The organism is Bradyrhizobium elkanii USDA 76 (genome assembly GCF_023278185.1).
Classification (GTDB): domain Bacteria; phylum Pseudomonadota; class Alphaproteobacteria; order Rhizobiales; family Xanthobacteraceae; genus Bradyrhizobium; species Bradyrhizobium elkanii.
Map to the genome: position 1 here is coordinate 4,296,577 of NZ_CP066356.1, position 17,890 is coordinate 4,314,466.

Annotated in this window: 16 protein-coding genes; 14 read left to right on the forward strand and 2 right to left on the reverse strand. The window is 65.4% G+C overall.

Translation table 11 applies throughout. The features are described 5' to 3' along the window. Positions 1 to 31: 31 nt before the first annotated feature. From JEY66_RS20850 to JEY66_RS20860, 3 genes are read left to right on the forward strand one after another with little or no spacing between them, the layout of a single operon-like run. A complete protein-coding gene (locus JEY66_RS20850) occupies positions 32 to 349 on the forward strand; it encodes an ArsR/SmtB family transcription factor (protein WP_026192869.1) in 318 nt (105 codons plus the stop codon). 46 nt (positions 350 to 395) lie between these two features. After that, entirely contained in the window at positions 396 to 1,766 is a 1,371-nt protein-coding gene (locus tag JEY66_RS20855; RefSeq protein ID WP_018272039.1) for an NAD(P)-binding domain-containing protein, read from the forward strand. Next, entirely contained in the window at positions 1,766 to 2,938 is a 1,173-nt protein-coding gene (locus tag JEY66_RS20860; RefSeq protein ID WP_026192868.1) for an MFS transporter, read from the forward strand. The genes JEY66_RS20855 and JEY66_RS20860 overlap by 1 nt, the downstream gene beginning before the upstream one ends. A 21-nt stretch (positions 2,939 to 2,959) precedes the next feature. Here JEY66_RS20860 and JEY66_RS20865 read toward each other — a convergent pair whose 3' ends face one another. Next, positions 2,960 to 3,868, reverse strand: coding sequence for a LysR substrate-binding domain-containing protein (locus JEY66_RS20865; RefSeq protein WP_041482664.1), 909 nt, complete (start codon positions 3,866 to 3,868; stop codon positions 2,960 to 2,962). 80 nt (positions 3,869 to 3,948) lie between these two features. Here JEY66_RS20865 and psrA point away from each other — a divergent pair, with 80 nt between their 5' ends. From psrA to JEY66_RS20915, 10 genes are all read left to right on the forward strand, one after another. Then, positions 3,949 to 5,079 (forward strand): iron-containing alcohol dehydrogenase PsrA, encoded by a 1,131-nt coding sequence (psrA, locus tag JEY66_RS20870; protein ID WP_018272036.1) that lies wholly within the window; start codon positions 3,949 to 3,951, stop codon positions 5,077 to 5,079. A gap of 28 nt (positions 5,080 to 5,107) precedes the next feature. Further along, entirely contained in the window at positions 5,108 to 6,352 is a 1,245-nt protein-coding gene (phnA, locus tag JEY66_RS20875; protein ID WP_018272035.1) for a phosphonoacetate hydrolase, read from the forward strand. A 26-nt stretch (positions 6,353 to 6,378) separates the two neighbouring features. Further along, a complete protein-coding gene (gene phnY / locus JEY66_RS20880) occupies positions 6,379 to 7,827 on the forward strand; it encodes a phosphonoacetaldehyde dehydrogenase (RefSeq protein ID WP_018272034.1) in 1,449 nt (482 codons plus the stop codon). An 84-nt stretch (positions 7,828 to 7,911) separates the two neighbouring features. Beyond that, positions 7,912 to 9,228, forward strand: a complete 1,317-nt coding sequence (locus tag JEY66_RS20885) for an MFS transporter (protein WP_016846567.1) — start codon at positions 7,912 to 7,914, stop codon at positions 9,226 to 9,228. A 363-nt stretch (positions 9,229 to 9,591) separates the two neighbouring features. Next, on the forward strand, positions 9,592 to 10,896 hold the full coding sequence (locus tag JEY66_RS20890; protein WP_016846566.1) for an MFS transporter: 1,305 nt from the start codon (positions 9,592 to 9,594) through the stop codon (positions 10,894 to 10,896). 52 nt (positions 10,897 to 10,948) lie between these two features. Then, a complete protein-coding gene (locus JEY66_RS20895) occupies positions 10,949 to 11,725 on the forward strand; it encodes a maleate cis-trans isomerase family protein (RefSeq protein WP_018272033.1) in 777 nt (258 codons plus the stop codon). Between the two features lie 15 nt (positions 11,726 to 11,740). Next, entirely contained in the window at positions 11,741 to 12,559 is an 819-nt protein-coding gene (locus JEY66_RS20900; RefSeq protein ID WP_018272032.1) for a GntR family transcriptional regulator, read from the forward strand. After that, a complete protein-coding gene (locus tag JEY66_RS20905) occupies positions 12,556 to 13,320 on the forward strand; it encodes an aspartate/glutamate racemase family protein (protein WP_018272031.1) in 765 nt (254 codons plus the stop codon). Before JEY66_RS20900 ends, JEY66_RS20905 begins: the two co-directional genes overlap by 4 nt. Next, positions 13,320 to 14,732 carry a dihydropyrimidinase gene (gene hydA / locus JEY66_RS20910; protein ID WP_018272030.1) on the forward strand — a complete coding sequence of 471 codons (1,413 nt, stop codon included), beginning with the start codon at positions 13,320 to 13,322 and terminating at the stop codon, positions 14,730 to 14,732. The genes JEY66_RS20905 and hydA overlap by 1 nt, the downstream gene beginning before the upstream one ends. Positions 14,733 to 14,774: 42 nt before the next feature. Continuing rightward, positions 14,775 to 15,659, forward strand: a complete 885-nt coding sequence (locus tag JEY66_RS20915) for an alpha/beta fold hydrolase (RefSeq protein WP_018272029.1) — start codon at positions 14,775 to 14,777, stop codon at positions 15,657 to 15,659. Positions 15,660 to 15,665: 6 nt separating this feature from the next. Here JEY66_RS20915 and JEY66_RS20920 read toward each other — a convergent pair whose 3' ends face one another. After that, positions 15,666 to 15,983 (reverse strand): hypothetical protein, encoded by a 318-nt coding sequence (locus JEY66_RS20920; RefSeq protein ID WP_145972846.1) that lies wholly within the window; start codon positions 15,981 to 15,983, stop codon positions 15,666 to 15,668. Positions 15,984 to 16,142: 159 nt separating this feature from the next. Here JEY66_RS20920 and JEY66_RS20925 point away from each other — a divergent pair, with 159 nt between their 5' ends. Then, complete coding sequence (locus JEY66_RS20925; protein ID WP_080650432.1) at positions 16,143 to 17,789, forward strand: phospholipase C; 1,647 nt, start codon at positions 16,143 to 16,145, stop codon at positions 17,787 to 17,789. The last annotated feature ends 101 nt before the right edge of the window (positions 17,790 to 17,890 follow it).

Below are 17,890 nucleotides of genomic sequence, written 5' to 3' on the forward strand. Positions count from 1 at the left end.
CGCGGTGGGAATGTGGATGCATGATGTGATCATGAAGATCGATGATGCAGCAGCGCGCCTTGAGGCCTTGGGCAATCCAACGAGGCTCAAGATCTATCGAGCGCTCGTCCGTGCGGGCCATGCAGGCATGCCCGTCGGTCGCCTGCAGGAGCGGCTCAAGATTCCTGCGTCCACGCTGTCGCACCACGTGAAGGGGCTCGTTTCGGTAGGCCTTGTCTCTCAGAAGCGCGAAGGCACGACGCTGGTTTGTCACGCGGAGTACGATGCGATGCAGACGCTGGTGAATTTCCTCGTCGCCGAATGCTGCATCGAGGAGTCCGGCTGCGGCGCGGCGCAATCAGCCGCCTGATTTTTTGGATTATCATTCGATTATCCTAGAAAGATGGGAGAAAGCGATGAACTCGGCAAAGACGGTCGCTATCATCGGAGCAGGGCCGGTAGGCCTCGCCGCCGCGGCCCATTTGATGGAGCGCGACATGACGCCGGTGGTGCTGGAGGCTGGCGCCGAGGCCGGCCATGCGGTGAGCCAATGGCAGCACGTCCAGCTGTTCTCGCCCTGGGAGTATAATGTGAATCAAGCCGCCGCGCGGCTGCTTGCTGACATCGGCTGGAATCGGCCCGATCCCACCGTGTACCCGACCGGCGGCGAACTGCTCGATCAGTATCTCGTTCCGCTCGCCACCCGGACACCGCTCAAGGACGTGATCCGCACATCCAGCCGTGTCACCGCAATCTCGCGCGCCGGCTTTGACAAGGCCAAGACGAAGGACCGGGAAAAGGCGCGGTTCGAAATTCGCTATCAGAACGGCAAGGGCCACGAGACGATGCACGCAGATGCCGTGATCGACAGCTCCGGCACCTGGACGTCGCCGAACCCGGCGGGCGCCAACGGGCTTGCCGCCATCGGCGAGCGCGAAGCCCAACGGAACATCGCCTATGGGATGCCTGACGTGCTCGGCAAGGATCGGGACCGATATGCGGGCAGGGCAGTTGCCGTGCTGGGGGCCGGGCATTCAGCGATCGGCACGCTGATCGATTTGACGAAGCTGGCCGAGGAGGTGCCGAGCACGCGGCCGATCTGGCTGCTGCGTGGCAGCAACCCTGCAAAGGCCTTTGGCGGCGGTGCGAACGACAAATTGGTCGCCCGCGGCGAACTGGGCGTGCACTTTGCTTCGCTGGTCTCTTCGGGCCGTGTTCAGGTCGAAGCGGGCTTTCCGGTCGCCGCGATCGGCAGTCTGGATGGGCGGCTCCGGATCGCGACCGCCACGTCCTGTTGCGGACGCAGTGTCGTTGTCGACGAACTGGTCGTCGCGACCGGCTTCCGTCCCGACCTGTCGTTCCTCGGCGAGGTCCGTCTGCGGCTCGATCCGGCAATCGAAGCGCCGTTGGCATTGGCTCCCCTGATCGATCCGAACGAGCATTCCTGCGGAACGGTACGTCCGCATGGAGCGCGGGAGTTGGTTCAGGACGATCCCGGCTTCTACCTCGCGGGCATCAAGAGTTACGGCCGTGCGCCGACCTTCCTGATGATCACCGGCTACGAACAGGTGCGCTCGATCGCCGCCGATATCGCGGGAGATCGCGAAGCGGCGGAACGCGTGGAGCTCGAATTGCCCGAGACCGGCGTTTGTACGCGTGGAGGCGTCGAGGGCGAAGGCGCTGCGAGCGGCTGCTGCGGCGGCCCGGCCCCAGCTGGAGCCGACGCCTGCTGCGCGGACGACGCATCTGCCAAGGCGGCAGGTCGCGCCGGTTGTGGCTGCTCCTGATGGACCGCGGCCGACTCACGATCATTGCGGCGCTCGGTACGGCCCAGACCCTTGCCTGGGGTTCGAGTTACTATCTGCCCGCGATACTCGCAGATCCGATCGCGCACGATCTCGGGATTTCCAGCAACTGGTTCTTCGCGGCGTTTTCCGCATCGTTGGTGATCTCCGGGCTGCTTGGTCCGCGCGTGGGCCGGCAGATCGATCGCGTCGGCGGGCGGCAGGTGCTCTGCGCCTCGAACGTCGTCCTCGCAGCGGGGCTCGCCTTGCTCGGCGCCTCCGGGTCGGTGTGGACGATGTCGGCGGCATGGCTGCTGCTCGGCATCGGCATGGGGCTCGGACTCTACGACGCTGCGTTCGGCACGCTCGGACGCATCTATGGCAACGATGCGCGGGCCGCGATCACGGGCATCACGCTGATCGCGGGATTCGCCAGCACGGTCGGCTGGCCGCTGAGTTCGCTGGGCCTCGCCACGATTGGCTGGCGGGAGACCTGCTACGCCTGGGCGATTGCCCATCTCGTTATCGGACTGCCACTCAATCTATTGCTGCCACGCACCGAACGGGCGGCTTCATCCCAAGCTTTGCATGTGAAGCCCCATATCCGGATCGATCGGACCATGGTGGTGCTTTCATTCGCCTTTGCCGCCGCCTGGACGGTGACGTCGGCGATGGCGGCACATCTGCCGCGGATCGTGGAAGCCTTCGGGGCGACGCCGGCACAGGCCGTGTTCGCGGGCATGATGATCGGCCCGGCGCAGGTCGCCGCGCGTATTCTCGAGGCGGGCTTTCTCAGTCGTTTCCATCCGCTGCTCTCGACACGGCTTGCCTGCCTTACCCATCCGATCGGGGCGTGCGTCATCGGCATCTTCGGCGGCGGAGCCGCGGCCGCCTTCGCTCTTCTGCACGGTGCCGGCAACGGCATTCTGACGATCGCGCGGGGAACGCTGCCGCTCGCGATCTTCGGATCGGAGAACTATGCCTATCGGCTAGGATTGATCGGGGCGCCGTCGCGCATATGCCAGGCACTTGCTCCGCTGGCGTTCGGACTGCTGATCGAACCAATGGGACGGGCCGTGGTCGTGGTGTCGGCGGGGCTCAGCCTGTCGGCGCTGATCGCCCTGGCCATGCTGCCGCGAACCAAATCCGCGCCTTCGTCGGCGCCTGCGGAATAATCCACATCGATTCTGGCGTGGCTACGACAACCGCTGTGTCCCCCTCGCGCTAGCATCACGACCTTTCATCCGCCGGACCGTGTCGATGAACGCCTTGATGATCGGCGAATGACCGCGTCCGCTGTGATGCGCGATGCTGTACTGCGTCTTGATGGTGCGGTCGCTGATCTCCAGCGCGCGCAGATTGGGATGCGGCACGAATTCGAAGTCGGCGACGACGCTGATGCCGAGGCCGCGCTCGACCGCTTTCCACACGCCCTCGCGGCTCTCGATCTCGAACACCGGTTCGATCCTGATGCCCTCGGCCTGCATCGTCGCCTCGAACGCGCGCCGCGTGGTCGAGCCGCGCTCGCGCAGCACGATCGGCTGGTCGGCCAGCTCGCGCAGCCTGACCGACTTGCGCTTGAACCAGGGATGGTCGCGGTTGACGAACACGATCACGCGGTGGGTGCGGTAGGGGATCATGGTCACGCGCGGATCCTCCGGCACCTCCGCCAGGATCGCGACGTCGGCCTCGAAGTCGACGATGTGGCGGAAGGTGCGTTCGGAATTGCCGAGCAGGGTCGAGATCTGAACCTCCGGATGATCGCGTTTGAATGCCGCGATGATTTCGGTGGCATGGAACGGCCCGACGGTCGCGACCCGCAGGTGTCCTTTGGTGGCCTTGCCGTGCGCGGCCAGGAGGTCGTGAGCCTCGTCGCAGAACGTCATGATGCCGCGGGTGATCTCGAACAGCGCGGCGCCGGCCTCGGTGAGCTCGGTATGCCGCGGCTTCCGGATCAAAAGCTCGACGCCATAGGTCTCCTCCAACTCCTTGACCTGAATGGTCAGCGTCGGCTGACCGACGTTGAGCACGCGGGAGGCCGCGGTGAAGCCGCCATGGGCGGCGACCGCATGGAAGGCGCGCAGCTGGCTGAACACTATTGACATAATCAATAGAACGCATCCGTAGAATGAATTTGTCAATAGCAGCCGGCGCCGTACCTTCGCGCGAAACGGAGGACGCGCTGATGGACTGGACTTATTCCAACCCGGTGAGGATCGAATTCGGAGCCGACAGCTTCGACAAGCTGCCGGGACTGATCGGCAAGCGCGCCTATGCGCTCGTGACCTATGGCGAGCCGGTCTTCGACGAGCTCGAGCGGCGGCTGCGTGCCGCGGCGGGACCGTCCGTCCTGACCATCCGCGACGTCGCGCCCAATCCGGACTACCGCCTGCTTACCGAGCAGGCCGCGCGCTTTGCCGGGCTCGCGAGCCAGCCAGAGGTGATCGTCGCGATCGGCGGCGGCTCGGTGATCGATTCCGCAAAGGTGTTCGCGGCCGCCGGCGGCGACTTCGCGACGGTCAAGACCTATCTGGAAACGCAGCAGGGCGCCGAGCGCCTCGCGGCGATCCCGATCATCGCGGTGCCGACCACCGCCGGCACCGGCAGCGAGGTGACCTGCTGGGGCACGGTGTGGGACGAGGCCAGCGGCAAGAAATACTCCCTGGCGCGTCCGTCGCTTTATCCGACCCATGCGGTGATCGATCCGCGCCTGATGCTCGGCAAGCCGCAACTCCTCACCATCAGCACCGGGCTCGACGCGCTGTCGCATGCGCTGGAGAGCATCTGGAACGTCAACAACAATCCGGTGTCGGCCAACCACGCGGTGGCCGCGGCGCGCAGCATCCTCGACGTGCTGCCGAAGCTCGCCAATGACCTCGGCAATCTCGAGCTGCGCAGCCGGATGGCGCAGGCGGCGCTGTTCGCCGGCCTGGCATTCTCCAACACCAAGACCGCGATCGCGCATTCGCTGTCCTATCCGATCACGCTGCGGCACGGCGTGCAGCACGGCATCGCCTGCTCGTTCTCGCTGCCGATGGTGCTGCGGAGCGTCAAAGGGGCGGGCGGGCTCTGCGAGGACAGCTTGAAGCAGATCTTCGGCGCCGATCTGGCGCGGGCGGCCGACGATCTCGAGGACTTCATGGCGCGGCTCGGCATCTCCTGCAATCCGGCCGCCTACAGGATCGAGCGCGCGGAATGGCACGCGCTGATCGCGGACTCGCTCGAAGGCGAGCGCGGCCGCAACTTCTTAGGATCGAAGGAACGGCTGATCGAGGCAGCGCAGACGCTGCGGATGCCGAGCTCGGTGAGCGCGTGACGACGGCGCAGTGACAAGGAGAGGCATCATGCCAGACAAGCGCAAGACAATCACCGTCAACGGGCGCCGTTACGACGCGCCGACGCGGCCAACCGTCGTGATCTGCCTCGACGGCTCGGAGCCCGGCTACATCGAGCAGGCGATCGAGGCCGGCGTCGCGCCGACCTTCGCGCGCTTCATGAAGGAGGGCACGCATGTCCATGCCGCCAGCGTGATCCCAAGCTTCACCAATCCGAACAACCTCTCGATCATCACCGGACGGCCGCCCGCGGTGCACGGCATCGCTGGCAACTACTTCTATGACACGGCGAACAACGCCGAAGTCATGATGAACGATCCGAAGTTCCTGCGCGCGCCGACCATCCTGGCCGGTGTCCATGACGCCGGCTACAAGGTCGCCGCCGTCACCGCCAAGGACAAGCTGCGCACCTTGCTTGCGTACGGTCTGGACTATTCCAGCGGCCGCGCCATCGCGTTCTCGTCGGAGAAGGCCGACCAGGCCACCAAGGCCAATAACGGCATTGATGATGTGCTCGACTTCGTCGGCCTGCCGCTGCCCGAGGTCTATTCGGCCGATCTGTCGCGCTTCGTGTTCGCGGCCGGCGTCAAGCTGGTCGAGCGCTACCGTCCGGATCTGATGTACCTGTCGACCACCGACTACATCCAGCACAAGGTCGGGCTCGGCACCAAGATCGCCAACGACTTCTACGCCATGATCGACGCCTATCTTGCGAAGCTCGATGCCCTCGGCTGCAACATCGTGGCGACCGCCGACCACGGCATGAACGACAAGTTCCTGCCTGACGGCAGGCCCGACGTGATCTACCTCCAGGACGTCATGGACGACTGGACGGGTGCGGGCGCGGCGCGCGTGATCCTGCCGATCACCGATCCCTATGTCGCCCATCACGGCTCGCTCGGCTCGTTCGCGACCATCTACACGCCGGAGGGCGCCAACGTCGATACGCTGCTGTCGCGGCTGCGTGCGACCGGAGGCATTGAGGTTGCGCTGACGCGCATGGAAGCCTGCGCCAGGTTCGAGCTGCCGCCGGACCGGATCGGCGACATCGTCGTGATCTCGACCAGGCACAAGGTGCTCGGCACCAGCGAGGCCCGGCACGATCTTTCGGGCTTGACCGAGCCGCTGCGCTCGCATGGCGGGCTGACCGAGGAGCGGGTGCCGCTGATCGCCAACCGCAAGATCGCGCTGCCGGCCGGCCACGCCCTGCGCAATTTCGACGCCTTCGACGTCGCGCTCAACCGCATCCAGTGACGCCTTCGGACCCCAAGGACAGTGCCATGAACATGCAGAGCCCGGCCGTTCGCCACGAGCAGATGCGGATCGCAGGCAGCCTCGTCGACACCGACGAGCATGTCGAGGTTTTCAATCCCTATACCAACAAGGTGGTGGGCACGGTCCCGGCGGCGCGGCCGGAGCATGTGCGCAGCGCTTTTGCCAGGGCGGCCGCGTTCAAGCCGAAGCTGACGCGCTACGAGCGCCAGCGCATCCTGCTGCGCACCGCCGAGATCCTGGCCGGGCGCAAGGAGGAATTCGCGCGGTTGATCACCGCCGAGTCCGGCCTGTGCTGGAAGGATTCGCTCTACGAGGCGGGCCGCGCCTATGACGTCTATTCGTTTGCCGGCCAGCTCGCGATCAAGGACGACGGCGAGACGTTCTCCTGCGACATCAGCCCGCAGGGCAAGGCGCGCAAGATCTTCACGACGCGCACGCCGCTGCTCGGTGCGATCTCGGCGATCACGCCGTTCAACCATCCGCTCAACATGGTGAGCCACAAGATCGCCCCCGCGATCGCAACCAACAACCGCGTGGTGCTGAAGCCGACCGAGCTGACGCCGCTGACCGCGCTTGCGCTCGCCGACGTGCTTTACGAGGCCGGGCTGCCGCCGGAGATGCTGTCGGTGGTGACCGGCAATCCGCATTCGATGGGCGATGCGATGCTCACCGACCCGGACGCCGATCTCGTGACCTTCACCGGCTCGGTCAGGGTCGGCAAGCACATCGCCAGCAAGGCGGGCTACAAGCGCCTGGTGCTCGAGCTCGGCGGCAACGATCCGCTGATCGTGATGGAGGACGCCGACCTCGAGAAGGCGGCCGAGCTCGCGGTCACCGGCGCCACCAAGAATTCCGGCCAGCGCTGCACGGCGGTGAAGCGCATCCTCTGCGTCGAAGCGGTCGCCGACGATTTCTCTGCGCTGGTGCTGAAGAAGGCGCGCAAGCTGAAATGCGGCGACCCGATGGACCCGACGGTCGACGTCGGCACCGTGATCCACGAGGGCGCGGCGAAGGAATTCGAGCGCCGCGTCAATGCCGCCGTCGCCGACGGCGCCGAGCTCTTACACGGCAACGACCGCGACGGCGCGCTTTATCCGCCGACGGTGGTCGACCGGATTCCCTACACCAGCGAGCTGGTGATGCAGGAGACCTTCGGCCCGGTGATCCCGATCATCCGCGTGCCCAACGACATCGACAGCGTGATCCGGATCTCGAACGCGACCGCGTTCGGCCTGTCGTCCGGCGTCTGCACCAACCGGCTCGACTACATCACGCGGTTCGTCAATGAGCTCGACGTCGGCACCGTCAACGTCTGGGAAGTCCCGGGCTATCGGATCGAGATGTCGCCGTTCGGCGGGATCAAGGACTCCGGCCTTGGCTACAAGGAAGGCGTGCAGGAGGCGATCAAGAGCTTCACCAACGTCAAGACCTATTCGCTGCCCTGGCCGGCATAGGGACGTCCGAACGAGGGCCGCACGCGTACGACAAGAACAACGCGGCGGCCGACTGCAATCACCAATCAATCAGGGGAGGCCTCAATGTCGATCACGTTCAGTCCGTCGGGCGTCGGCTCGGTCGGAGTCCAGAATCCGGAGCTTGCGACATCGTTCCGCCGTGCGCAGTGGCGGATGCTGTTCGCGGCGATGTTCTGCTATCTGTTCTTCTACACCGGGCGGCAAACCTTCGGCTTCGCCATTCCCGGCATCCAGGCCGAGTTCGGCGTCACCAAGGAGGCGCTGGGCTGGGCCAGCGCGGCGCTGCTCTGGTGCTACGCGGTCGGGCAGGCCATCAACGGCAATCTCGGCGACAAGTTCGGCGGCCGCCGCGTGATGAGCGCCGGCGCGATCCTCTCCTTCATCATGAACTGGGCCACCAGCCTGTCGACCGGGATCGTCAGCCTCACCGCGTTCTGGGGCATCAACGGCTATTTCCAGTCGATGGGATGGGCGCCGGGCAGCCGGTTGCTGTCGAACTGGTGGGGCCGGCACGAGCGCGGCACGGTCTACGGGCTCTACACATTCGCGGCCGGTCTCGCCTCGGTGCTGTCGTTCGTCACCTCGCTGGTCGTGGTCGGCTATTTCCAGCTCGACTGGCGCTGGATCTTCCGCATCCCGGTGGTGCTGCTGCTGCTCGGTGGCATCGCGTTCTACCTGATCGCGCGCGAGAAGCCCGAGGACATGGGCTTTGCCTCGCCGCATGACGAGGCCGACGATGTCGCTGCAAGCGAAGCCGCGGTCAGCGCCGATGAGGGCTCGCTGGCGCGCTACAAGGCGGTGCTGTCGAACTGGCGCCTTTTGGTCGCCGGCGTCGCGATCGGCTTCCAGAACGCGGCGCGTTACGGCCTCTTGGTGTGGGTGCCCGTGCACTTCCTCGGCAGCAACTGGGCCAAGGCCGGCGCCGCCTCGGTGATCGATCCGCGCTGGATCAGCATCGCGCTGCCGGTCGGCATGGCGGTGGGCGCGTTCAGCAATGGCTGGGTCTCGGACAAGGTGTTCGGCTCGCGCCGTTACCTCGCCATCGTGCTCTACATGGCGCTCGCCGCGGTCACCTCGCTGTGCATGTACGCGATCCCGACCTCGGACGTCGTTCTCGGGATGGCCGTGCTGTTCCTGTGCGGCTTCTTCACCTACGGCCCGCAATCCTCGTTCTGGGCGCTGTGCCCGGATCTGGTCGGCCACAAGCGGGCAGGGACCGCAACCGGGGTGATGAACTTCTTCGCCTATCTGTTCGCAGGTCTCGGCGAGCCGATGATCGGCCACTTCATGGACAAGCATAACCAGACCTCGCTGGTGTTCCTGGTGGTCGCGGTCTGCGCCACCTCCAGCGCGGTGGTTGCGGCCTTCATCCGCCGCTGACGAACGATCCCTATCAGCGGCTCACCGCAGGTCCGCGCTTCCGACGGGAAGCGCGGACCACTGAGCGGAACGCCGTTGTGCGTGCGATCGCTGCAGCCGCACGCGGGGACCAATTCCCTGAACTTGCCTGGCTCGAGCGAGCGATCCGGCGCCCAATCCCTGATCATTGGTGCTCAATTATAGTGCCAAGATAATAATATATACAGTGATATCAGTACGATATCATAAATTGCATGCAGAATACAAAATGTGCTTGTCGGTTCGGCCGCCTTGAAGCAGACTTCGCGCATGGCAGGAGCGGCCAGCAACCTTCAAGGACGGGGGTCGCGCCAGGGCAAAACAATCTGTCGGGAGGAGCGAGCAATGAGCGATCAGGTGTCCACCATCGCAATGGCAGATACGGCAAAGCCGAGCGGCGTGCGCTGGAAGATCTTCCTGCTGATGCTGTTCCTGATCTCGATCAACTATATCGATCGTGCCTCGCTCTCGGTCGCGATGCCGGTCATCGCCAAGGAGTTCGATATCGATCCGGCGATGCAGGGCCTGATCCTGAGCTCGTTCTTCTGGACCTACGCGCTGATGCAGGTGCCGGGCGGCATGCTCGCCGATCGCTTCAAGCCGCGCATCGTGATCGCGCTCGCGACGTTGTTCTGGGGCTTCTTCCAGGCGCTGGCTGCGCTGTCCACCAGCTGGATGCTGCTGCTGTTGACCCGGCTCGGGCTCGGCGCGTCGGAAGCGCCGATCTATCCGGCCGGCGGCAAGCTCAACGCGATCTGGATGACGCAGACCGAGCGCGGCCGCGGCGCCACCTTGCTGGACGGCGGCGCGCCGCTTGGTGCGGCGCTCGGCTCGATCGTGATCGCCTGGCTGATGGCGGCGTTCAGCTCCTGGCGCGTCGCCTTCGTCATCGCCGGCGTCGGCACCATGCTGTGCGGGCTGTGGGCCTGGTACTACATCCGCAACGTGCCGCGCGAGCATCCGTCGGTCAATGAAGCCGAGGCGCGCTATCTCGAGGAGGCGCATGCGATCGAGGATGCGGCGACGCCGCCGTCTTCGGGCGCAAGTTGGATGGCGTATTTCCGGTTTCGCTCGGTGTGGTGCATGTGCCTCGGCTGGATGTTCTTCAACACCACCTTCTACGGGCTGCTGACCTGGATGCCGACCTACCTGTTCAAGGTGCACGGCTTCGACATCAAGGCGCTGGGCGGCGCGTCCTTCATCATCTTCTTCGCAGGCTTCGTCGGCGAGCTGGTCGGCGGCTGGATCGGCGATAACTGGCGGGAGCGGGGCGGGGCGCCCAACACCGTGTTCCGCACGCTGTTCGGCATCGCGGCGATCATGGCGACGGTCTCGATCTTCCTCGTCGCCTACGTCACCAACGCGGTCGCGGTCGTGGTGCTGCTGTCGACGACGCTGTTCTTCCTGCGCTGGTGTGGCATGTACTGGGCGATTCCGTCGGCGCTGGCGGGGCGCGGCAAGTCCGGCTTCCTCGGCGGCTGCATGAATCTCGGCGGCAACATCGCGGGCATCACGACGCCCCTGATCGTCGGCTTCATCGTGCAGGCCACCGGCTCCTACTTCCTGGCCTTGATGTACTTCGCCGCCGCGGGCATTGCACTGTTGATCTGCTCGACCATGATCGATTACAGCCGCAAGCTCCCGGTCTAAAACGGATGCGGCCGAATCTGCCAAGGGTTCGGCCGCTTGATGAGGCTCACCAATGACACGTCCCGTCCGGCTCGGCATGCTGACGCCGTCGTCGAATACCGCGCTCGAGCCGATCACCTGCGCGATGCTATCGGGAATCGACGACGTCTCGGCGCATTTCTCGCGCTTCAAGGTGACCGAGATCGCGCTGTCGGAGCAGGCGCTGCGCCAGTTCGACGCCAGCGAGATTCTTCGCGCGGCCGAGTTGCTCGCCCATGCCAAGGTCGACGTCATCGCCTGGAACGGCACCTCGGCAAGCTGGCTCGGCTTCGACCGCGACGAGAGCCTGTGCGAAGAGATCACGGCGGCAACGGGTATCAAGGCCTGCACCACGGTGCTGGCCTATCGCGACCTGTTGCGGCGGATCGGCGCCAGCCGCATCGGGCTGGTGACGCCATATCGCAAGGACGTGCAGGAGCGGATCATCGTCAACTGGAATTCGCAAGGGCTGCATTGTTTTGCCGAGCGGCATCTGTCGCTGCAGGACAATTTCTCCTTTGCCGAGGTCCGCGAGGCCGAGATCGCAAGGCTGATCGAGGAGGTGGTGCGCGAGGGCTGCGATGCCGCCGTCGTGCTCTGCACCAACATGCGCGGCGCCGGCGCGGCCGAGCGGCTGGAGCGGAGGTTTGGCGTCCCGGTGCTGGATTCGATTGCTGTGACGCTGTGGGCGTGCCTCACAGCTGCCGGCTGCGTTCCGTCGCGCGTGCAGGGCTGGGGCAGCCTGTTCACGAACCCCGATCTGCGCGCGGCCACCGCGATCCACGTGGGAGGGCGCGATCTCCAATCATGACAATGCAGGCAAGCGGTGACTGAAGCCAAGACCAAAACAAAGGCGACCAGACGTACCAAGGAACCCAAGCGGGCGATGACGGCGCTGCAACGGCGCCGCCTGCGCGTGCCGCGGGTCGGGCTGCACGAGCAGGCTGCGGCGCGGCTGCGCACCATGATCGTGCGCGGCGAGCTGGCGCCGGGGCAATCGCTGGGGGAGGCCGACTTGTCCGACGCGCTCGGCATCTCGCGCACGCCGCTGCGCGAGGCGCTCAAGCAATTGGCGAGCGAGGGCCTGGTCGAGCTGCGGCTCAACCACAGCGCCGTGGTGGCGCCGTTCCGCCGCGCCGAGCTCGCCGAACTCTTCGAGGCCGTCAGCGGCATCGAGCGCTGCGCCGCCGAGCTCGCCGCGCTGCGCATGGAGCCGGAAGACTTCGAACGGCTCGCGGCGCTGCAGGACAAGATCGAGTGGCATCACGGCCGCGGCGAGCTGCGCGACTATTTTCAAGTTAATCAGCAGATCCATTCGGCGATCGTCGGCTTCGCCCGCAATGCCGTGCTGAAGGCGACACACGAGGCGCTGCTGGCGCGGGCCGAGCGCGCGCGCTTCTTCGCGCTGTCGGTGCTCGGCCGCTGGGATGAATCGGTGCGGGAGCATCAGGAGATTTTGGCCGCGCTGAAGCGCCGCGATGCGGCACGGGCCGGGCAGATACTGGCCCATCACGTGCGCCGCACCGGCGAGATCGTCGCCGAGACGCTGGACGCCAAGACGCTGGATGCCGAGGCGGACGACGCTGCGGCACCGGAGGCACCGGCAAGACCGCGTGGCCGGAAGACGAGGAACGTTGCGCCATGAAGATCCTGCTGCTCAATCCCAACACGACGGCTGATGTGACGGATCTGCTTCATGCCGCCGGCAGCAAGGCGGCGTCGGCCGGCACCGAGCTCGTGCCGGTCACCGCCGCGCGCGGCGTGCCTTATATCGCGACTCGCGCGGAGGCCCAGATCGGCGGCGCGATCGCGCTGGAGATGCTGGCCGAAGCCGCCCCCGGCGTCGATGCCGCCGTGATCGCGGCGTTCGGCGATCCCGGCCTGTTTGGCGCGCGTGAGCTGTTCGCCTTTCCCGTCGTGGGATTGGCCGAAGCTGCGATGCTGACGGCCTGCATGCTCGGCCGCCGGTTTGCGATCGTCACCTTTGCCGGCGCGCTGGCGCCCTGGTACGAGGAATGCGTCGCCATGCACGGGCTGAACGCGCGCTGCGCCGGCATCCGCGCGCTTGACGGTCGTTTCCAGTCGATCTCGCAGGTGCAGGCCGAGAAGGAGGAACTGCTGGTCGCGCTCGCCAACCGCGCGGTCGAGCAGGACAACGCCGACGTCGTCATCCTGTCGGGCGCGCCGCTCGCCGGACTCGCGGCAAAGGTCCGCGACCGCATTCCGGTGCCGGTGGTCGATCCGGTCGCGGCGGCGGTGCGGCAGGCTGAAACGCTCGCCATGCTCAAGCCGCGCAAGGCGGTGGCCGGCACCTTCCGCCGTCCCGATCCGAAGCCGACGCGCGGGCTCGCCGAGCCGCTCGCCGCAATCATCGAACACCGCTCACCGAAGGAGGGGACAAACTGATGTCCTTCGACACCATCATCCGCGGCGGCACCGTGGTGACCGCTGCCGACACCTTCGCCTGCGACGTCGGTATCCGCGACGGCAAGATCACGGCGCTCGGCCATGATCTCGGCGATGCGGCCACAATCATCGATGCCACCGACCGCCTGGTGCTGCCGGGCGGCATCGACAGCCACGTCCACTTCGCCCAGCCGTCCGGCGACGGCATCGTGATGGCCGATGGCTTTGCCAGCGGCACCCGCTCGGCGGCGTTCGGCGGCAACACCACGGTGCTGCCGTTCTGCCTGCAGGAGAAGGGCCAGACGCTGCGCGAGGCGCTGAAGCATTACCATTCGCTGGCCGAAGGCGAGTGCCATGTCGACGTCGCCTTCCATCTCATCCTCACCGATCCGACCGAGCATGTGCTGGGCCAGGAGCTGCCGGCGCTGGTCGAGGACGGCTACACCTCGCTGAAGGTCTTCATGACCTATGAGGGGCTCGCGCTGTCGGACCGCGAGCTGCTGGAGACCATGTCGGTCGCGCGCGAGACCGGCGCCATGCTGATGGTGCATGCGGAGAATTTCGACGCCATCCGCTTCCTGACCGACCGGCTGGAGCGCGCCGGCAACACCGCGCCGCGCTTCCACGCGACGTCACGGCCGATCCCGGTCGAGCGCGAGGCCACCCATCGCGCGATCTCGCTGTCCGAGCTCGTCGACGTGCCGATCATGATCGTGCATGTCTCGAACCGCGAGGCGATGGACGAAATCCGGCGTGCGCAGCAGAGGGGCTTGCGGGTCATGGGCGAGACCTGTCCGCAGTACCTGATGCTGACCGAAAAGGATCTCGATCAGCTCAACATGGAAGGCGCAAAATACGTCTGCTCGCCGCCGCCGCGCGACGTCGCCAGCCAGCAGGCCTGCTGGGAAGGTCTGCAGCAGAAGGTGTTCTCGGTGTTCTCGTCGGACCATTGTCCGTTCCGTTACGACGACCCGCAAGGCAAGCTTGCGCCGAAGGGGCGCACCAGCTTCCGCTGGGTGCCGAACGGAATCCCGGGTGTGGCGACGCGCCTGCCGATCCTGTTCTCCGAAGGCGTGGTGAAGGGGCGGATCGACCTCAACAGCTTTGTCGCCTTCAGCGCCACCAACCACGCCAGGATCTACGGCCTCTATCCGCGCAAGGGCACGATCGCGGTCGGCTCGGATGCCGACATCGCGCTGTGGGACCCGAAGCGCAAGGTGACGATCCGTCACGAGCTGATCCACGACGGCGCGGACTACACGCCCTATGAAGGGCTCGAGGTCACGGGCTGGCCGGTGCTGACCATGGTGCGCGGCAAGGTCGTGGTCGATAACGGGATGCTCGTCGGCGGCAAGGATCACGGCACTTATCTGCCGCGCGCCAAGCCGCCGAAGGCCGCGACCATTCCGTAACGCGACCATCCCGTAACAAAAGAGAGAAGGCAGGAGATCAACATGCCCTATGCTGTGACAGACGACGGAGTGCGGCTCTATTTCGAGGAGACCGGATCGGGGCATCCGGTGATCCTGGTCCACGAGTTCGCCGGCGATTTGCGCAGCTACGAGCCGCAGATGCGGCACTTCGGCAAGCGCTTCCGGACCATCGCCTACAATGCGCGCGGCTTTCCGCCGTCGGATGTGCCGGATCAGGTCTCGTCCTATTCGCAGGCGCGCGCCGCCGACGATATCCTCGCCGTGCTCGACCACATCGGCGCGCCGAAGGCGCATATCGTCGGTCTGTCGATGGGCGGCTTTGCGACGCTGCATTTCGGATTGCGTCACCCTGATCGGGCGCTGTCGCTGTGCATCGGCGGCTGCGGCTACGGCGCGGAGCTCGACAAGCGCGAGACGTTTCGCGCCGAGGCCGACGTGATCGCGAACATGATCCGCAAGGAAGGCATGCCGGCCTTCGCCGAGCGCTACGCCTATGGGCCGACCCGCGTGCAATACGAGAACAAGGACCCGCGCGGCCACGCCGAGTTCAAGACCATGCTGGCCGAGCATTCGGCGGTGGGATCGGCCAACACCCAGCAGGGCGTGCAGAAGGAGCGTCCCTCGCTCTACACGCTGGTCGACGAGATGAAGCGCATCACGGTGCCGACGCTGATCATCACCGGCGACGAGGATTGGCCTTGCCTGCTGCCGGGCATCCTGATGAAGCAGAGCATCCCGTCGGCGGCGCTCGCGGTGATGCCGAACTGCGGCCACGCCATCAACATCGAGGAGCCCGACGAATACAACCGGATCGTCGGCGATTTCCTGTCGCAGGTCGAAAGCGGCCGCTGGCCGCAGCGCGATCCCAGAGCCGTCAGTGCCTCGATTACGGGGATGAAGGATTAGCCTCGTTCACCGCCGCGCCGAACTGACTTCGCGGCCTTCATCTGCTACTAGACCAAAAGATCCGCGCTTTTCGAGCATCCTCGGAAGCGCGGATTTTTCGGGCGTGAGCAAGCCGCGACGGCCGGCGGCGCATGACTTGTTCGCATGATTGCTGACTGCTGCAGTCATCTCCAACGCGATCCCTTCAATTCCAAGGCTTTTGACTGAAACCGCGGCCACAATTAGCCGCTCGTGTGAGACGGAAGAGGTGGGGCCTCTGTCGTACGCGCGGAAATTGATCTCCCGATCTCTGCTGCAACCGAAGCGAACATCAGCGCGCATCATCGTTCGTTGCAGTCATTCGACCGACACAGCGCTGTCATCGGCGATGGATAACTTGTCGCAGGTCGACGTCATAAATCTTTCAAAAATAAAAGGGGCGCTACGGTGAAAGCCAAATTTCTTTCGACGGTCGGAGTCTGTCTGCTTGCTGCCGCTGCGGTGATGTGCAGTGCCGCCGCTCAGGACGACAACAAGGGCAATAACGGCCACGATCATCATCCGCACGACATTCACACCCAAACGCCGATCAAGCATCTCGTCGTCATCTTCAACGAGAACCGCTCGTTCGATCACTACTTCGCAACCTACCCGGTTGCGACCAACCCGACCGGCTCGATTCCGTTCACGGCGAAGCCGCATACGCCGAAGGTCAACAACCTCGCGAGCGCCAATCTGTTGACCAACAACCCGAACACCAACCCGGCCAACGGCACCGGCGCGACCAATCCGTTCCGCCTCGACCGCACCCAGGCCAACACCAAGTCGCAAAATCACGCCTACACGCCCGAACAGCAGGCGGTCGACAACGGCAAGGAAGACCTGTTTCCGAAATTCACCGGTCGCGGAACCGCCGGCGGCGTCGGCGCTTTCGGCACCAACGGGCAGGTGATGGGCTATTTCGACGGCAACACCGTCACCGCGTTCTGGAATTACGCCCAGAACTTCGCGATGAGCGACAACAGCTGGACCGACACCTTTGGTCCGTCGACGCCCGGCGCCCTCGAGGTGGTTGCCGGCCAGACCAACGGCGCGCAGAACATCGTCGGCTCGTCATCGTCGATCGCCGACGGCCAGGGCGGCCTGACGCTGATCGGTGATACCGACCCTGCCTACGATGCCTGCTCGAGCACGACCAGCCAGGTCCTGATGACCAGCAAGAACATCGGCGACCTGCTCAATGCCGAGCAGATCAGCTGGGGCAGCTTCATGGGCGGCTTCGACCTGACGCTCAAGAACAGCAACGGCACCACCAACTGCGGCCGCAGCACATTCTCGAGCAACGTCAACGGCACCGTCGTGGACTACATTCCGCACCACGCCTGGTTCCAATACTACAAGTCGACCGCCAACCCGACCCATGCGCGGCCGAGCTCGGTGAATGCGGTCGGACACACCTATGTGCCCGGCGGCAAGACGCTCGACCCGGCCAATCATGCCTACGATCTCGAGGACTTCTACGCCGCGGTGAAGGCCGGCAACTTCCCGGCCGTCTCCTACATCAAGATGCCGGCCTATCAGGACGGTCATCCCGGCAACTCCGATCCGCTCGACGAGCAGGCCGGCAATGTCGAGCTGATCAATTTCCTGCAGAAGCAGAAGGAGTGGGGCGAGACCGCCGTCATCATCACCTATGACGACTCCGACGGCTGGTACGACCACCAGTATCTTGCGCCGATCAGTGCCTCGTATGATCCGACCGCCGACCAGCTCAACGGTCCCGGCCAGTGCGGTCGCGGTGTCGGCAAGCAGACGCAGCCGAACGGCCTCAACGGCCAGCCGGTGAACGGCCGCTGCGGTCCCGGTACGCGCGTCCCGTTCCTGGTGATCTCGCCCTTCGCCAAGCGGAATTACGTCAGCCACACCCGCATCTCGCAGGCGTCCGTCGTGCGCTTCATCGAGGACAACTGGCTGCACGGCCAGCGTCTCGGCGGCGGCTCGTTCGACGACAACGTCGAATCGATCGCTGACATGTTCGACTTCGAGCGCGGCCACGGCCAGGACCACGAGTACCGGCAGGACACGCTGTTCCTCGATCCGACCGCCGGCACGGTCATCGTCAGCCCGCCGGATGATCACCATCACCACTAAAGCATGAAGAGTTAGGTTGATTGGCAACGCGAAAGCGGTGCGCTCCCTCTCCCGCTTGCGGGGGAGGGCTGGGGTGGGGGCTCCCTCCACGAGTCACGTCG